This window comes from Roseateles sp. PN1 (genome assembly GCF_038419725.1).
Taxonomy (GTDB): domain Bacteria; phylum Pseudomonadota; class Gammaproteobacteria; order Burkholderiales; family Burkholderiaceae_C; genus Paucibacter_A.
The window spans coordinates 13,676-29,628 of record NZ_JBCARA010000016.1 but is presented as its reverse complement, the minus strand read 5'-3'; the positions used below and the strand labels follow the sequence as shown (position 1 = coordinate 29,628).

Here is a 15,953-nt window from a genome sequence, read left to right as displayed (position 1 = left end):
GAAGGCGGGCTCCAGGCTTACTTGGAAGCCGCAGGGGCCGCGTTTGGAGCGCTTGGGATATTTGGCACAGCCGAACCTGCCGCAGCCGGTTGCACATAGCGGCTAACCTTCTGGCCAGCCTTGAGCACATGCACGCCCGCCACCACCACCTCCTGGCCAGCCACCAAGCCGCCAGCAATCAGCACCTCATTGCCATCGGCACCGCCCACTTGCACCGGCTGCGATTTCAAGGTCATGCTTGCTGGGTCCAGCACCCAAACCGAACTCTTGCCCTGATCCTGGCGCAAAGCGGCCAGAGGCAGCTTGATGACTTGCTCGACTCTGGGCGATTGCAGGGTCACGGTGGCTGTCTGGCCCAGCTTGGTGTCCAGGCGGCCCACATCGGCCTTGACCATGAAGGTTCGCGTGACCGGATCGGCCGCCGCCGACACTTCCCGCAACACCGCGTCGCGCGGCGGCTGGCTCGTACCCCAAAGCGTGAACTTCAAAGCCCCGGGCTGGCTGGCGGCGGCGCGGAACTGGTCCAGCTGATCCTCAGGCACGGCAAACACCACATCGCGCGGCCCGTCTTGAGCGACTCTCACAATCGGCGTCCCTGGCGAGACCACCATGCCCGGCTCCGCATCCACCCCCGTCACCACGCCCGCCGCATCGGCCAGAAGGCTGGCGTACTCTGTCTGATGGCCTTGCGCTTCGCCCTGCGCCCTGGCTTGATCCAACTGCGATTGCGCGGCCTTGAAGGCGCTATTGCGGCGCTCCAACTCAGCAGCGCTGATGAAGCCCTGCTGCTGCAGATCAATGAAGCGCTTGTAGTCGGCGGCGGCCTGATCGCGATTCGTTCTAGCGGCGGCCACGGCAGCATCGGCGGCGCTGCGGGCCAACACCAGATCCTGCGCGTCGAGCTGCGCCAGCAATTGCCCCGGCTTAACGGCATCCCCCAGATTGACCTTGCGCGACAAGAGCTTGCCGCCCACGCGGAAGGACAGGCGGGACTCGACCCGCGCGCGCACTTCGGCCGCGTACTCAAAACTTGCGCCCACCGGCGCCGTCCGCAGCACCAGGGTGCGCACGGCCCGTTCGGGTTCGGCCGCCGGTTCTGGTTTGCCGCAGGCCACGAGCAGCACGCTCAGGCTGAAAACAGGCGCCAAGCGCAAGAACCTGGAAGATCGCAAAGACATGGATAACCCCGAGATGCAGAGCTCAGGCGCGCATCAGCGCCACCCAAAAAAGGCAGCGTCATGCGGGGCCAGAACCCTTATTGACTGATTGGTCAGTAATGTATGCAAGGGGCTAGTGCCTGTCAAACCAGCAGTTCGCGCAGCCAACTCAGGCGTAAATGCGCCTTGACAGGCAGCCAAGCCGCTGACCGGCCCAATTCCCCGACACAATCTCGCCCGTGAACATTGACCACTACGAAAACTTTCCCGTCGCCTCCTGGCTGTGCCCCAAGCCGCTGCGCCCACCCATCGCGGCCATCTACCATTTCGCGCGCACGGCCGACGATCTGGCCGATGAAGGCGATGTCAGCACCGCGCAACGCCAAGCCGACTTGCAGGCCTACCGAGCCGACCTGCATGCCATCTTCCAAGGCCAAGCCTGCTCGCCGCGCTGGGCCGCCCAAGTGTTTGAGCCGCTGCGCCACGCCAGCCTGCAATATCGGCTGCCCCTGCGCCTGCTTGACGATTTGCTCGACGCCTTCGAGCAAGACCTGCACCAAAGCAGCTACGCCGACCGGCCCGAGCTGCTGAACTACTGCCGCCGCTCAGCCAACCCGGTGGGCCGCTTGCTGCTGCATCTCTACGGCATTGATGACGCCCTGGCCCTGCAGCGCTCCGACGCCATCTGCAGCAGCCTGCAGCTGATCAACTTCTGGCAAGACTTCAGCCGCGACGGACCGCGCGGCCGCGTCTACGCCCCGCGCGCCGACCTGCTGCGCCACGGCCTGACCGAAGATGAGTTGCGCCAATGCCAAGACAGCCCCGCCGCGCGCGCCCTGATTGCCGAGCTATGCGCCTGGGCGGAGGACTTGATGCGCCAAGGCGCGCCCCTGGTTCACCAGATTCCAGGCCGCGCCGGCTGGGAATTGCGCCTGGTCGTGCAAGGCGGGCTGCGCATTCTTGAGAGAATCCGCGCCATGCAATTTGCCAGCCTGACTCAGCGGCCTCAAATCGGCCCGCTGGACGCGCCGCGACTGCTGCTTCGCGCCATGCTGATGCGCCCCCAATCCAACCAGAAGGAAACCTCGTGAGTCCCGAGCAGTACGTGCAGGACAAGGCAGCCAAGAGTGGCTCTAGTTTTTACTACGCCTTCTTGTTTTTGCCGCCACCCCGGCGCGCCGCCATCACCGCCTTTTACGCCTTCTGCCGCGAGGTGGACGATGTGGTGGACGAAACACAAGACGCCGGCGTGGCCGCGACCAAGCTGGCTTGGTGGCGCAAGGAAGCCGCCAGCGCCTTCGCCGGCCAGCCCCAGCATCCGGTGATGCGGGCCTTGATGCCCCATTGCCAGAGCTATGGCATCCGCCTGGAGCACCTGAACGCCGTCATCGACGGCTGCCAGATGGATCTGGAGCAGACCCGCTACCTCGACTTCCCCGGCCTGCAGCGCTACTGCCACCTGGTGGCCGGCGTGGTGGGCGAAGTGGCGGCCAGCATCTTCGGCCAGACCCAGCCGCAAACCACCGCCTACGCCCACAAGCTGGGCCAGGCGATGCAGCTGACCAATATCATCCGCGACGTTGGCGACGACGCCCGCCGGGGCCGCATTTACCTGCCGGTGTCGGAGCTGCAGCAGTTCGAGGTCAAGGCGCATGAAATCCTGCAGCGCCAAAAGCCCTGGGGCTATAGCGAGCGCTTCACCGCCATGATGAAGTTCCAGGCCGAGCGCGCCCACCGCCTCTACGACGAAGCCTTTGCCCTGCTGCCCGAGGCCGACCGCCGCACGCAAAAGCCGGGGCTGATGATGGCCAATATCTACCGCGCCTTGCTGCGCGAGATTGAGGCGGAAAACTTCCGCGTGCTGGAGCAACGCATCTCGCTGACCCCGGTGCGCAAGCTCTGGATCGCCATGCGCACCAACTGGACGGGCCGTTGAGCCCAACGCCTCCGCATCAACAGCAGCGCCGGCGCAAGCTCGCCATCATCGGCGGCGGCTGGGCCGGGCTGGCAGCTGGCGTCAGCGCGGTCCAGGGCGGCGCCGAGGTCTGCTTGCTGGAGATGGCCCCTCAGTTGGGTGGCCGCGCCCGCAGCCTGGCCTCTGACGACAAGCACGCGCTGCTGGACAACGGCCAGCACATCCTGATCGGCGCCTACACCCACAGCCTGGCCTTGCTGCAGACCCTGGGGGTCGATCCCGAACACGCTTTTTTGCGCACGCCTTTGCGTCTGCGCTACCCGCGCCACGAAGGCCTGCGCTTGCCCGGCGGCGCCCCGCTGATCAGTTTCACGCGCGGGGTGCTGGCCAACCGGGATTGGCCCTTGTCGGCGCGCCTGAGTTTGCTGATGACCGCCGGCCGTTGGCTGCTCAAAGGCTTCCAGTGTCCGCCGGACTGGAGCGTTAGCACCCTGTGCGCTGATCTGCCCGGCTGCGTGCGCGAAAGCCTGATTGAGCCGCTGTGCGTGGCTGCCCTCAACACCCCGGCAGCGCAGGCCAGCGCCAGCATCTTTTTGCGCGTGCTGCGCGACGCCTTGTTCAGCGGCCCGGGCAGCGCCGACTTGCTGCTGCCGCGCCTGCCCCTCAGCGCCCTGCTGGCAACGCCGGCGCAGAACTGGCTGCTCGCGCATGGCGCCGAGCTGCGCCTGAGTCAGCGCGCGCAAAGGCTGCAGGCCGAGGGTACTGGCTGGCGTCTGGACGGTGAGTTTTTCGACCAAGTCGTGCTGGCATGCACCTCGGTAGAGGCAGCCCGGCTTTGCCGCGACATTGCGCCGGCCTGGTCACAGCAGGCCCAAGCCCTACGCTTCGAGCCCATCCTAACCGTCTACCTGCACAGCCCGGGCAGCCGCTTGCCGGCACCGATGGTGGCCTTGCAAGAAGGCCCGCAAGCCCCCGCGCAGTTCGCCTTCGATCTAGGGCAGTTGGGCACCCAGCCGGGGCTGTTCGCTTTCGTCATCAGCGGTGCCGCGCCATGGGTCGAGCATGGCTTGGCCGAGAGCGGCCGCTGCACCCTGGCGCAAGCCATTCAGGAATTCGACTGGGCCACGCCGCCAACCGTCTACCGCGTACTGGCCGAAAAGCGCGCCACCTTCGCCTGCACACCGGGCCTGGCGCGCCCGCCCATGGCGATTGCGCCGGGCTTGTGGGCCGCGGGTGACTATGTCGCCGGCCCCTACCCCGCGACGCTGGAGGGTGCGGTGCGTGCTGGGCAAGCGGCTGCCGCACAGGCCTTGCGTTAGCGCCTCAGCGGCAGCGATATGGGCTGAGATCGACTAGAACTTCGGCGCAAACGGCGCCGCCAAAGGCTCGCCGATGAACACGCCCTGCCCGGGCCACAACACGCTATGCCAGTAGGCCTCCAAGGCCGACAAGCCCTGCACATAGCTCAGTAGCAAGACTTGAGGATGCGGGAACTTCTGGCGATGGTTGCAGGGCTCGCTGACTGAGCCGTAACTGGCGGTGGCGCCCGCCTCCAGCCAATCGAGTGCACTCATCTGGCCACTGTCGGGGCGGCGCTCCAGCTGACCGCCAAAGGAGGTCAGGTGATCGGCCAGGGCGCCCGGCAGCCAATCCACCTGCTCAAGACCTGGCACCACCGCCAGCCCAGTTTGGTAGATCAAGGTGCGGCGTAGCGGCGGCAGCTCTTTGTGCACCGGCGTGTGCACCTCCACACCCAGGCCGCGCAAGGAACTCGCCGGAGGGAACAAGGTGGATCGCACATTCCGCGCCGCGTCCGCCGTGTTGACGAAATAGGCATTGGCAGGGAGGAAGCCAGGCAGGCTTTGGTCGGCCGCAATGCCGCGCTCAATCAGGGCTTGTGCACTCTCCACGGTGCGCGCCGCCAGCAGCATGGACGGCCGCAGGCCCAGATCGCCAAAAGGCTTGGCGCCCTGATAGCTGAAATAGGGCGAGGGCTTGGACGGCGCGCAGCCATTGCTGCACAGCTCCGCCTGATAGCCCAGCGCCAGCGCGCCGGTGATGGAGTTGCAGACCACGGCGAAAGGCTGGGTCCAGGCCAGAGCCAAGCCCTGCACCTCGGGAGCGAGCTTGCTTTTGATCTGCGCCTGCAAGGCCTCGAACTCATCGAGCGTCAGACTGGCTCGCACCGGCAATTGCAGCCGCAGCACATGAGCTTCGAGAATGCCGCGCCGGCGGGCGTAATACTCGCCCACGGCCACCGAGTAGGGGTCGGCCGTGTTGATCACCAAGCCCAGCTCCGCCGCCGTGATGCGACCTTGCAAGCGGGGCATGCGCAACCAAGTGGACGCCGCTGCAGCTTGACTTGGCGCCGCACTGGCAGGCAGGGTGGCAGCGGGGGTAGCCCCGCCGGCCGGCGCTGATGCTGATGGCGTTTGCGCCTGCGCCTGCGTCACAACCAGCGCCAGCGCCAGCAGGCCCGCCAGCAGCATCAAGGCCCGGCCTGCCGCCTGCCGCCAAGCTGTTGCGGAGCGGTCACCATATCGAGGGGCGAATCTACTTTTCGCAATACAAAACAAAGAAATCTCCCGCACAATCAGCGCATGAAAAACACAGAGGAAAAAACGCCTGCCATCCAGGTGTTGGAGCGCATGTTTTCGCTGCTGGATGTGTTGGCCAGCCACCAGGATCCGGTCTCGCTGAAGGAAATCAGCGCCAGCACCGGCCTGCACCCCTCCACGGCCCACCGCATTCTCAACGACTTGGCGATTGGCCGCTTCGTTGACCGACCCGAAGCCGGTAGTTATCGCTTGGGCATGCGCATGCTGGAGCTGGGCAATCTGGTCAAAGCCCGGCTGGACGTGCGCGACGCCGCCATCGGGCCGATGCGCGAGCTGCACAAATTCACCCACCAGCCCGTCAATCTTTCGGTTCGCCAAGGCGACGAAATCGTCTACATCGAGCGCACTTACAGCGAACGCTCGGGCATGCAGGTGGTGCGCGCCGTGGGTGGCCGCGCGCCCTTGCACCTCACCTCGGTGGGCAAGCTTTTTCTGGCCAGCGATGACCCGGCGCGCGTGCGCAGCTATGCGGCCCGCACCGGCCTAGCCGGCCACACCCGCAACAGCCTCACCGATATTCAAGCGCTGGAGCGCGAAATGGCCCTGGTGCGCCAGCGCGGCGTGGCGCGCGACGATGAAGAACTGGAGCTCGGCGTGCGCTGCATGGCCGCCGGCATTTACGACGACCAAGCCAAGCTAATTGCTGGCCTGTCGATCTCCGCCCCGGCCGACCGGCTGGAGGAATCTTGGATGGTGCGACTAAAGGAAACCGCCGCACAAATTTCGGCCGAGCTGGGCTACCGAGGCGGCTGAACCGTAAGCGTCAAGTGCACACAAAAAAGCGCGCTCATTGAGCGCGCTTTTTATTTGGGGACTCCGCGGCCAGCGGAATCACTGAGGCTAGCGCTCAGCCCGCTACCTTGATCTTGCTGTGACTGAGCTCAGCAGGGTTGCTGATGATCCACTTGCGCACCCGCTCAGCATCGCCAATCCGCGAATACTTGCCGGTCGAATCCAGAAACACCAAGATGAGCTTGCGGCCAGCCATGCGGGCCTGCATCACCAAGCAGCGACCCGCCTCGTTGATGAAACCGGTTTTCTGCAGGCCGATATCCCAGCCAGGATTGCTCAGCAAACCATTGGTGCTGTGGAAGTTGACCTGGCGTCGACCCAGCGCGACCTGATATTCACGCGAGGTGGACAGTTCACGCAGCAGCGGCACATCGTGCGCCACCTTCACCAGGGCGGCCAAATCCTTGGCGCTGGACTGGTTGCGGCTGGACAGGCCCGTGGGTTCAACATAATGTGTGTCGGTCATGCCCAGGCTCAAAGCCTTCTGGTTCATGGCCGCCACAAAAGCGCTCAAGCCACCGGGATAGTTGCGCCCCAAGGCATTGGCGGCGCGGTTTTCCGAAGACATCAGGGCCAAGTGCATCATCTCGCCGCGCGTCAGCGTGGTACCAATGGAAAGGCGCGAGCGGGTGCCCTTCTCCGAGTCGATGTCTTCGTCGGTGATCGCCAGCTTCTCATCCATGGCCTGGCCGGCATCCACCACCACCAAGGCGGTCATCAGCTTGGTGATCGAGGCGATCGGCAACACGGCCGAGGGATTCTTGGAGAACAGCACCTCATTGGTGTCTTGATCCAAGACCAGCGCGACGCTGGACTTCAGATCCAGCGGGTCTTCAACTGCATGCAAACCATACAACTGACCATAGGTCGGCTTGGCCGCAACGACAGCGGCAGCGCCAACAACAGCAGCCTTGCGAGCGCCGGAGCGCGCTTGAACCGTGGTCTTGGCTTTGCGTACGCTTTTGACCTGCGGCTTCTTCGCATCAGACTTGGCCGCCGTGGAAACCTTGGACTTGGCGCGCGTCGCCTCGGCTTGCGCGGGCGCCACCAAACCCGTGGCCGCCAAAGCGGCGCACAAGACGGTGCGCGACAACAATGAATAAATGTTCTTCAACTCGGTCCCCAGCGACTATCACTCAGTTTAAGTGATCAGGAAAACACACGCAAGATCAATCGCTTAAACGCGGCTCTTAAAGTCAAGCCTCGTCCAAATACGTGTTCATCGACGACCCCAAATCTAACGCACATGTCAGCCCGACCGACGACAAATTGGGGCCGGGACTTCCCTAGCCCTGCGCCGCCACACGCTCCAACTTGCTGCGCAGCTTGTTCAGCGCGCTCAAATACGCTTTGGCGGACGCGACCACGATGTCAGGATCAGCGCCCACGCCATTGACGACGCGGCCGGCATGCTGCAAGCGAACTGTCACCTCGCCTTGCGATTCTGTGCTTCCACTGGTGATGGCATTGACCGAATAGAGCAACATCTCGGCGCCACTTTGGGCGGCCGACTCAATCGCCTTGAGCACGGCATCCACCGGGCCGTTACCATCGCTCTCGGTGCGGTGCTCCGCCTCACCGGCCGCGAAGACGACGCTGGCGTGCGGCCGCTCGCCCATTTCGGAGCGCTGCGCCAGGGCCACCAAGCGGTAATGCTCTTGCTCGGCGGTGACCGACTCATCCATCACCAAGGCGATGATGTCTTCATCGAAGATTTCGTTCTTACGGTCGGCCAGATCCTTGAAGCGCACGAAGGCGGCATTCACCTCCGCTTCCGACTCCAGGGCGATGCCCAGCTCTTGCAGACGCTGCTTGAAGGCATTGCGGCCGCTCAGCTTGCCCAGCACGATTTTGTTGGCGGCCCAGCCCACGTCTTCGGCGCGCATGATTTCGTAGGTATCGCGCGCCTTGAGCACGCCGTCCTGGTGGATGCCCGAGGCATGGGCAAAGGCGTTCGCCCCCACCACCGCCTTATTGGGCTGCACCACAAAACCGGTGGTCTGCGAAACCAAGCGCGAAGCCGCCACGATGTGGGAAGCGTCGATATTGCAGTCCAGGCCGAAATAGTCGCGCCGGGTCTTGACCGCCATCACCACCTCTTCCAGCGAGCAATTGCCCGCCCGCTCACCCAGGCCGTTGATGGTGCACTCGATCTGACGCGCACCGCCGATTTGCACGCCGGCCAAGGAATTGGCCACCGCCATGCCCAGGTCGTTATGGCAATGCACCGACCAGATGGCCTGATCCGAATTGGGCACGCGCTCGCGCAGAGTCTTGATGAAATTGCCGTACAGCTCGGGGATTGCGTAACCCACCGTGTCCGGGATATTGATGGTGCGCGCGCCTTCCTTGATGACGGCCTCGACGACGCGGGCCAGAAACTCCGGGTCCGAGCGATAGCCATCTTCGGGCGAGAACTCCACGTCATCCGTCAGGTTGCGGGCGAAGCGCACGGCCAGAATGGCTTGCTCCAGCACCTGCTCGCGCGTCATGCGCAGCTTCTTCTCCATATGCAACTCGCTGGTGGCAATGAAGGTGTGGATGCGTGAGCGCGCCGCGCCCTTGAGCGCCTCGGCGGCGCGGGCAATATCGCGGTCATTGGCGCGTGCCAGCGAGCAGATCGTGCTTTCGCGCACCGCATCGGCAATCGCCTTGACGGCCTCGAAGTCACCGATGCTGGAGGCGGCAAAACCGGCCTCGATCACATCCACCCGCAGGCGCTCCAGCTGACGGGCAATGCGCAGCTTCTCGTCCTTGGTCATGGAAGCGCCGGGGCTTTGCTCGCCGTCACGCAAGGTGGTGTCGAAAATGATCAGTTGCTGGCTCATGGCTGGAGATCCTTTAGTCGCGGATGCGGAGGTTTATTGATTCAATCGATGAAGCGCGCGTTCGATCACTCGACCGCGATGGCGGCGCGCGCCACGCTCAGCTGGCCTTTGCCGGCCGCCCGGTTCAGGCCGGAGACCACGGCTTTGAGCGAGGCAGACACGATATTGGCATCGACGCCCACGCCGAACAGGGTCAAGCCCTCGCCAATGCGCAATTCCAGATAGGCCACGGCGCGGGCATTGGCACCGCTGCCAATGGCATGTTCGTGATAGTCCAGCACACGCACCGCGGCGCCGAGCTGGCTGCTCAAGCCGGCCACAAAGGCATCGATGGGGCCGGTGCCCTGTCCGTCGATTTGCAGCGTTTGGCCGGCTACCTGAGCTTGGCCGCGCAGGCTGGCGACGCCGCCCGCCGCTTCATTGAGCTGCGCTTGAACACTGGTACTGGCCAGGCCGTATTCGCCTTCAAAAATGCCCCACAGGTCGGCGGCGGACAGCTCCTTGCCGGCATCGTCCATCACCGCCTGCACCACCTGGCTGAATTCGATTTGCAGGCGGCGCGGCAATTCCAGGCCGTACTCGGTTTCCAGCAAATAAGAAATTCCGCCCTTGCCCGACTGGCTGTTGACCCGGATCACCGCGTCATAGCTGCGACCCAAGTCCTTGGGGTCGATGGGCAGATAGGGCATGTCCCAGATGTCGCCTTCTTTGCGGGCGGCAAAGGCCTTCTTGATCGCATCTTGGTGCGAGCCCGAAAAGGAGGTGTAGACCAGATCTCCCACATAGGGATGGCGCGGATGCACGCTGAGTTGATTGCAATGCTCGACACAGCGGCGCACTTCGTCGATGTCCGAAAAATCCAGCTGCGGGTGTACGCCCTGGGTGTAGAGGTTCAAAGCAATATTGACCAGATCGACATTGCCGGTGCGCTCGCCATTGCCGAACAAGCAGCCTTCGATGCGGTCTGCACCCGCCATCAGCGCAAATTCGCCCGCCGCCGTGCCGGTGCCGCGGTCGTTATGCGGGTGGACCGACAAGATGATGGCCTCGCGCCGCGCCAGATGGCGATCCATCCACTCGACCATATCGGCAAAGATATTCGGCGTGGAATGCTCCACCGTGGCGGGCAGGTTGATGATGCATTTGCGCTCGGGCGTCGCGCCCCAGGCCTCGGTCACCGCGTCCACCACCTGCTTGGAAAAAGACAGCTCGGTGCCAGAGAACATCTCGGGCGAGTACTGGAACACAAACTCGGTGCCCGCCTGTGCTGCAGCCAGTTCACGCACCATGCGGGTGTGATGGGTGGCGAGGGCGACGATCTGCGCCTCATCCAGACCCAGCACCACCCGGCGCATCACCGGCGCCACGGCGTTGTAGAGATGCACGATCACACGGCGCGCGCCGATCAGCGATTCGAAGGTGCGTTCAATCAGGGGCTGGCGCGCCTGCGTCAGGACCTGGATCGTCACATCCTCGGGAATATGGTTTTGCTCGATCAGCAGGCGCACAAAATCAAAGTCAGCCTGCGAGGCGGAGGGGAAGCCGACCTCAATTTCCTTGAAGCCGATCTTCACCAGCATCTGGAACATGCGCAGCTTGCGCTGCGGATCCATGGGCTCGATCAAGGCTTGGTTGCCGTCGCGCAGATCGGTGCTCAGCCACAGCGGCGCCTGCGTCAGCTGGGCATCGGGCCAAGTCCGGTCGGGCAAGGCGATGGGGGCAAAAGCGCGGTACTTGTTCTGTGGCTGCTTCAACATGGGGAATGCTCCAGAGTGATTGATTTGCAACCCACAGACACGAAAAAAGAAACGGCCCGCTGCAGATTGCATACGGGCCGTTGAGATCAGATTGACGTTCTTGTAGAGACGCGCGCGATCACCGAACCCGTGGGGTTCCTAGTAGTAGACCGAGCATGTTCAACGAGAAATTCATAGCGTCAAATATAGCACGCGAGAGCCCAGGCGCTTGGCGCTCAAGCTTATTGATGCAAGCCCTTTTCATCAGGCTCATCCGTCGAGGTCGCAATCACGCTGACCGGCTTGCCCTTGAGCTTTTTGTAGGTGTAGACGGCATAGCCCGACAGGCCGTAAACGCAGAACAAGAAGAACAGCACCCGCGGCGGGTCGATATTGATCACCGCGATCAAGAGCGCAATCGCAACGATCACGATGAAGGGCACCGAGCGCTTGAAGCTCACATCCTTGAAGCTGTAGAACGGCACGTTGGTGACCATGGTCAGGCCGGCATACAGGGTGACCGCAAACACCAGCCAAGCCTGAGTCGGCTGGGCATGCACATTCTTAAAGCCCGCCTCATCCATCACCCACACCAGGCCGGCCAGAATGGCCGCCGCCGCCGGGCTGGGCAAGCCCTGGAAGAAGCGTTTATCGACCACGGCCAGATTGGTATTGAAGCGTGCCAGGCGCAAGGCCGCGGCGGCGCAATACACAAAGGAGGCGAACCAGCCCCATTTGCCCAGACCTTGCAGGCCCCAGATGTACATGATCAGGGCCGGCGCGGCGCCGAAAGACACCATGTCGGAGAGGCTGTCCATCTGCTCGCCGAAGGTGCTTTGGGTGTTCGTCATACGGGCCACGCGGCCGTCCAGGCTGTCCAGCACCATGGCACTGAAAATGCCAAAAGCGGACTGCTCGAAGCGCCCGTTCATCGCCATCACGATGGCGTAGAAACCGCTGAACAAGGCCGCCAGCGTGAACAGATTGGGAAGGATGTAAATGCCCTTGCGACGCGGGCGCAGGGGCTCTTGGAATTCGGTGTTGTCGTCTTCGGGAAGATCGACGGAGGTCTTTGGCTCAGTCATGGGGCGCAAGGATACAGCAGACGGGCCATGGAAAAAGCCGCGTGGCCTGCTGGCGCACGCGGCTCTTGGCACTGATTAACTCAGGGCTTAGTTCTTCGATTGATCAACCAGACGGTTCTTTTTGATCCAAGGCATCATCGCGCGCAGCTTCTCACCGACTTGCTCGATGGGGTGCTCGGCGGTCAGGCGGCGGCGGCTAAGCAGGGTCGGTGCGCCGGCCTTGTTTTCCAGGATGAAGCTCTTGGCGTACTCACCGGTCTGGATGTCCTTGAGGCACTGACGCATGGCGTCCTTGGTGGCCTCGGTGACGACGCGCGGGCCGGTCACGTACTCGCCGTACTCGGCATTGTTGGAGATCGAGTAGTTCATGTTGGCGATACCGCCTTCATAAATCAGGTCGACGATCAGCTTCAGCTCGTGCAGGCACTCGAAGTAAGCCATTTCGGGCGCATAACCGGCTTCCGTCAGCGTCTCGAAGCCAGCCTTGATCAGTTCCACGGCGCCACCGCACAGCACGGCCTGCTCGCCGAACAGGTCGGTTTCGGTTTCTTCGCGGAAGTTGGTTTCGATGATGCCAGCCTTGCCGCCGCCGTTGGCCGAGGCGTAGCTCAGGGCCAGATCACGGGCCTTGCCGGTCTTGTCGGCGTAGACGGCGATCAGGTGAGGCACGCCGCCACCTTGGGTGTAGGTGCCACGCACGGTGTGGCCGGGAGCCTTAGGCGCCACCATCCAGACGTCCAGGTCGGCGCGGGGCGTGACTTGACCGTAGTGCACATTGAAGCCGTGGGCGAAGGCCAGCGAAGCGCCTTGCTTGATATTGGGCTCGACTTCGTTCTTGTAGACCTCGGCGATTTGCTCGTCCGGCAACAGAATCATCACCACATCGGCGGCGCGCACGGCGTCGGCGATTTCGGCAACCTTCAGGCCGGCATTCTCGGCCTTGGCCCAGGACGCGCCGCTGCGACGCAGACCGACGGTGACCTTGACGCCGCTGTCGTTCAGGTTTTGTGCGTGGGCATGGCCTTGTGAGCCGTAGCCGATGATGGTGACGTTCTTGCCCTTGATCAGGCTCAGGTCAGCGTCTTTGTCGTAATAAACGTTCATGTCGTGCTCCAGGGTAAAACGGTGTGTTGGGTAGAAAAATTCGGGGAATTCAAGTTCACAGGCGCAGGATGCGCTCGCCGCGGCCGATGCCGCTGGCACCGGTGCGCACGGTCTCCAGAATGGAGGCCCGGTCGATCGAGTTGATGAATGCATCCAGCTTGGACGAATCACCAGTCAGCTCAATGGTGTAGGTCTTCTCGGTCACATCGATGATGCGGCCACGGAAGATATCGCTGGTGCGCTTCATTTCCTCGCGCTCCTTGCCGACGGCGCGCACCTTGATCAGCATCAGCTCGCGCTCGGTGAAGTGGCCTTCGGTGAGGTCCACCACCTTGACCACTTCGATCAGGCGGTTCAGATGCTTGGTGATTTGCTCGATCACCTCGTCCGAGCCGGTGGTGACGATGGTCATGCGCGACAGCGAGGCGTCCTCCGTGGGGGCAACCGTCAGGCTCTCGATGTTGTAGCCACGGGCCGAAAACAGCGCCACGACGCGCGACAGCGCGCCTGCCTCGTTCTCGATCAGCAATGCAATGATGTGTTTCATTTGACTCGTCCTTCGCGCTCTTCAAACCGGCAGCGGTAACTGCCGGTTCTTGGCCACGCTCTTCGATTGATGGGAGTAGGTACCCGAACTCGAAATCTTGTTTGTCGGGCCATTGGTCGTGCGCGGTAACGCAGCGGCCCCAGCCCTACTCACAAGACTCAGAGGTCTTCGGACCCCAGGCGCATTTCGGAAATGCCCTTGCCGGCCTGCACCATGGGCCAGACGTTTTCGGTCTGGTCGGTGCGGATGTCCAGAAAGACCGTGCGATCTTTCAAGCGGATGGCCTCTTTCAAAGCGCCTTCCACATCTTCGGGCCGGGTCACCAAGAGGCCCACATGGCCGTAGGCCTCGGCCAGCTTGACGAAGTCGGGCAGCGCTTCCATATAGCTATGGGAGTAGCGACCTTCGTAGTCCAGCTCCTGCCACTGCCGCACCATGCCCAGATAGCGGTTGTTCAAGGCGACGATCTTGACCGGCGTCTTGTACTGCTGGCAGGTGGAGAGCTCCTGAATGCACATCTGGATCGAGCCTTCGCCCGTCACGCAGAACACATCCGACTCCGGCTTGGCCAGTTTGATGCCCATGGCGTAGGGCAGGCCCACACCCATGGTGCCCAAGCCGCCGGAGTTGATCCAGCGGCGTGGTTGCTCAAAGCGGTAGTACTGCGCCGCCCACATCTGGTGTTGACCCACATCGGAGGTGATGTAGGTGTCGCGGTCTTTGGTTAGGCGGCACAGGGTCTCGACCACCATCTGCGGCTTGATGACCTCGGTGGACGGCTTGTAGACCAAGCAATCCTTGCGGCGCCATTCATTGATCTGGCTCCACCAAGCGTTGATGGCGGCCGAATCCGGCAAGGCGCGTGCTTCCTTGATCTGGAAGATCAATTCCTGCAGCACATCCTTCACATCGCCGACGATGGGGATGTCAACCTTGACCCGCTTGGAGATCGACGAAGGGTCGATGTCCACATGGATGATCTTGCGCTCAACGGAAGCGAAGTGCGCCGGGTTGCCGATCACCCGATCATCGAAACGCGCGCCCACGGCCAGCAGAACATCACAGTTCTGCATGGTCATATTGGCTTCGAAAGTACCGTGCATGCCCAGCATGCCGAGGAACTTGGGGTCGCTGGCCGCCGTGGCGCCCAGGCCCATCAAGGTATTGGTGACCGGGTAGCCCAGCAGATCGGTCAGCTCGCGCAACTCGGCGCAGGCCTCGCCCAGGATAACGCCGCCGCCCGAATAGATATAAGGGCGCTTGGCCTGCAGCAGCAACTGCACGGCCTTGCGGATCTGGCCTGAGTGACCTTTGCGCACCGGGTTGTAGCTGCGCATCTCCACATGCTGCGGATAAGCGAAATTAGGCAGTTTGGCCATCGAGACATCCTTGGGGATGTCCACCACCACCGGGCCGGGGCGGCCGGTGCGGGCGATGTGGAAGGCCTTCTTCATCGTCACGGCCAGATCACGCACATCCTTGACCAGGAAGTTGTGCTTGACGATAGGCCGGGTGATGCCGACGGTGTCGCATTCCTGGAAAGCGTCCAGGCCAATGGCGGGTGTCGGCACCTGGCCGGTCACGATCACCATCGGGATCGAGTCCATATAGGCGGTGGCGATGCCGGTGATGGCATTGGTCACGCCAGGGCCCGAGGTCACCAGCGCCACGCCGACATTGCCGGTGGCACGGGCATAGCCGTCTGCGGCGTGCACGGCGGCTTGCTCATGGCGCACCAGCACATGCTGGATGGTCTCTTGCTTGAAGAGCGCGTCGTAGATGTAGAGCACCGCGCCGCCTGGGTAGCCCCAAAGGTACTGAACACCCTCGGACTGCAGACAACGGATCAACGCTTCGGAGCCATTGAGCTCAGACGAGGTCGAAAAATTGGGGGAAGTAATGTGCGACTGTGCCGCGGAGGCACGCTTGAAGTCCGCGCTTTGCAATTCCATATAAAACCTTTGTGAATTTCTCTAACGAAAAACCATCGGTGCTCCTACTCGCACCCTTGTGAGGTGGACTCGGAACCTGCGCAATCAAAAAACATGGCGCCCCGGTTGGGCAGCCAGCTTGAGACCAGAAAATTCATTGTGCGAAGCAGCATTATGCACCGAGTTCGCACAGCTCCGGCTGGAGTGGCTAGTCAATTCGCTCGGAATGCGATACTGCGC

Annotated in this window: 13 protein-coding genes; 4 read left to right on the top strand and 9 right to left on the bottom strand. The window is 62.8% G+C overall.

The window, feature by feature from the left end; all coding sequences use genetic code 11:
• Positions 1–17 precede the first annotated feature (17 nt).
• Positions 18–1,178, bottom strand: a complete 1,161-nt coding sequence (locus AABB87_RS20400; protein WP_341973150.1) for an efflux RND transporter periplasmic adaptor subunit — start codon at positions 1,176–1,178, stop codon at positions 18–20.
• A 218-nt stretch (positions 1,179–1,396) separates the two neighbouring features.
• On the opposite strand from AABB87_RS20400, the gene hpnC reads away from it, so the two are divergent.
• The 3 genes from hpnC to hpnE are packed head-to-tail and all read left to right on the top strand — an operon-like array spanning position 1,397 to position 4,391.
• Positions 1,397–2,248 carry a squalene synthase HpnC gene (gene hpnC / locus AABB87_RS20395; protein WP_341973149.1) on the top strand — a complete coding sequence of 284 codons (852 nt, stop codon included), beginning with the start codon at positions 1,397–1,399 and terminating at the stop codon, positions 2,246–2,248.
• Entirely contained in the window at positions 2,245–3,093 is an 849-nt protein-coding gene (gene hpnD, locus AABB87_RS20390) for a presqualene diphosphate synthase HpnD (protein ID WP_341973148.1), read from the top strand. The genes hpnC and hpnD overlap by 4 nt, the downstream gene beginning before the upstream one ends.
• The gene (gene hpnE / locus AABB87_RS20385; RefSeq protein ID WP_341973147.1) at positions 3,090–4,391 is read left to right on the top strand and encodes a hydroxysqualene dehydroxylase HpnE; all 1,302 of its coding nucleotides are present in this window, start codon (positions 3,090–3,092) and stop codon (positions 4,389–4,391) included. Before hpnD ends, hpnE begins: the two co-directional genes overlap by 4 nt.
• A 33-nt stretch (positions 4,392–4,424) precedes the next feature.
• On the opposite strand, the gene AABB87_RS20380 is transcribed toward hpnE, so the two are convergent.
• Positions 4,425–5,561, bottom strand: a complete 1,137-nt coding sequence (locus AABB87_RS20380) for a TIGR03790 family protein (RefSeq protein ID WP_341973146.1) — start codon at positions 5,559–5,561, stop codon at positions 4,425–4,427.
• A gap of 111 nt (positions 5,562–5,672) precedes the next feature.
• On the opposite strand from AABB87_RS20380, the gene AABB87_RS20375 reads away from it, so the two are divergent.
• Complete coding sequence (locus tag AABB87_RS20375) at positions 5,673–6,443, top strand: IclR family transcriptional regulator (RefSeq protein WP_341973145.1); 771 nt, start codon at positions 5,673–5,675, stop codon at positions 6,441–6,443.
• Between the two features lie 94 nt (positions 6,444–6,537).
• Here AABB87_RS20375 and pbpG read toward each other — a convergent pair whose 3' ends face one another.
• From pbpG to AABB87_RS20340, 7 genes are all read right to left on the bottom strand, one after another.
• Positions 6,538–7,596 carry a D-alanyl-D-alanine endopeptidase gene (gene pbpG, locus AABB87_RS20370; RefSeq protein WP_341973144.1) on the bottom strand — a complete coding sequence of 353 codons (1,059 nt, stop codon included), beginning with the start codon at positions 7,594–7,596 and terminating at the stop codon, positions 6,538–6,540.
• A gap of 172 nt (positions 7,597–7,768) precedes the next feature.
• Positions 7,769–9,310, bottom strand: coding sequence for a 2-isopropylmalate synthase (locus AABB87_RS20365; RefSeq protein WP_341973143.1), 1,542 nt, complete (start codon positions 9,308–9,310; stop codon positions 7,769–7,771).
• Between the two features lie 65 nt (positions 9,311–9,375).
• Positions 9,376–11,067, bottom strand: coding sequence for a 2-isopropylmalate synthase (gene leuA, locus AABB87_RS20360; protein ID WP_341973142.1), 1,692 nt, complete (start codon positions 11,065–11,067; stop codon positions 9,376–9,378).
• A 221-nt stretch (positions 11,068–11,288) separates the two neighbouring features.
• Complete coding sequence (gene pssA / locus AABB87_RS20355; RefSeq protein WP_341973141.1) at positions 11,289–12,131, bottom strand: CDP-diacylglycerol--serine O-phosphatidyltransferase; 843 nt, start codon at positions 12,129–12,131, stop codon at positions 11,289–11,291.
• 87 nt (positions 12,132–12,218) lie between these two features.
• On the bottom strand, positions 12,219–13,235 hold the full coding sequence (gene ilvC, locus AABB87_RS20350; RefSeq protein WP_341973139.1) for a ketol-acid reductoisomerase: 1,017 nt from the start codon (positions 13,233–13,235) through the stop codon (positions 12,219–12,221).
• Positions 13,236–13,290: 55 nt separating this feature from the next.
• On the bottom strand, positions 13,291–13,782 hold the full coding sequence (gene ilvN / locus AABB87_RS20345; RefSeq protein ID WP_058719022.1) for an acetolactate synthase small subunit: 492 nt from the start codon (positions 13,780–13,782) through the stop codon (positions 13,291–13,293).
• Between the two features lie 158 nt (positions 13,783–13,940).
• Positions 13,941–15,734, bottom strand: coding sequence for an acetolactate synthase 3 catalytic subunit (locus AABB87_RS20340; protein WP_341973137.1), 1,794 nt, complete (start codon positions 15,732–15,734; stop codon positions 13,941–13,943).
• Positions 15,735–15,953: the final 219 nt, after the last annotated feature.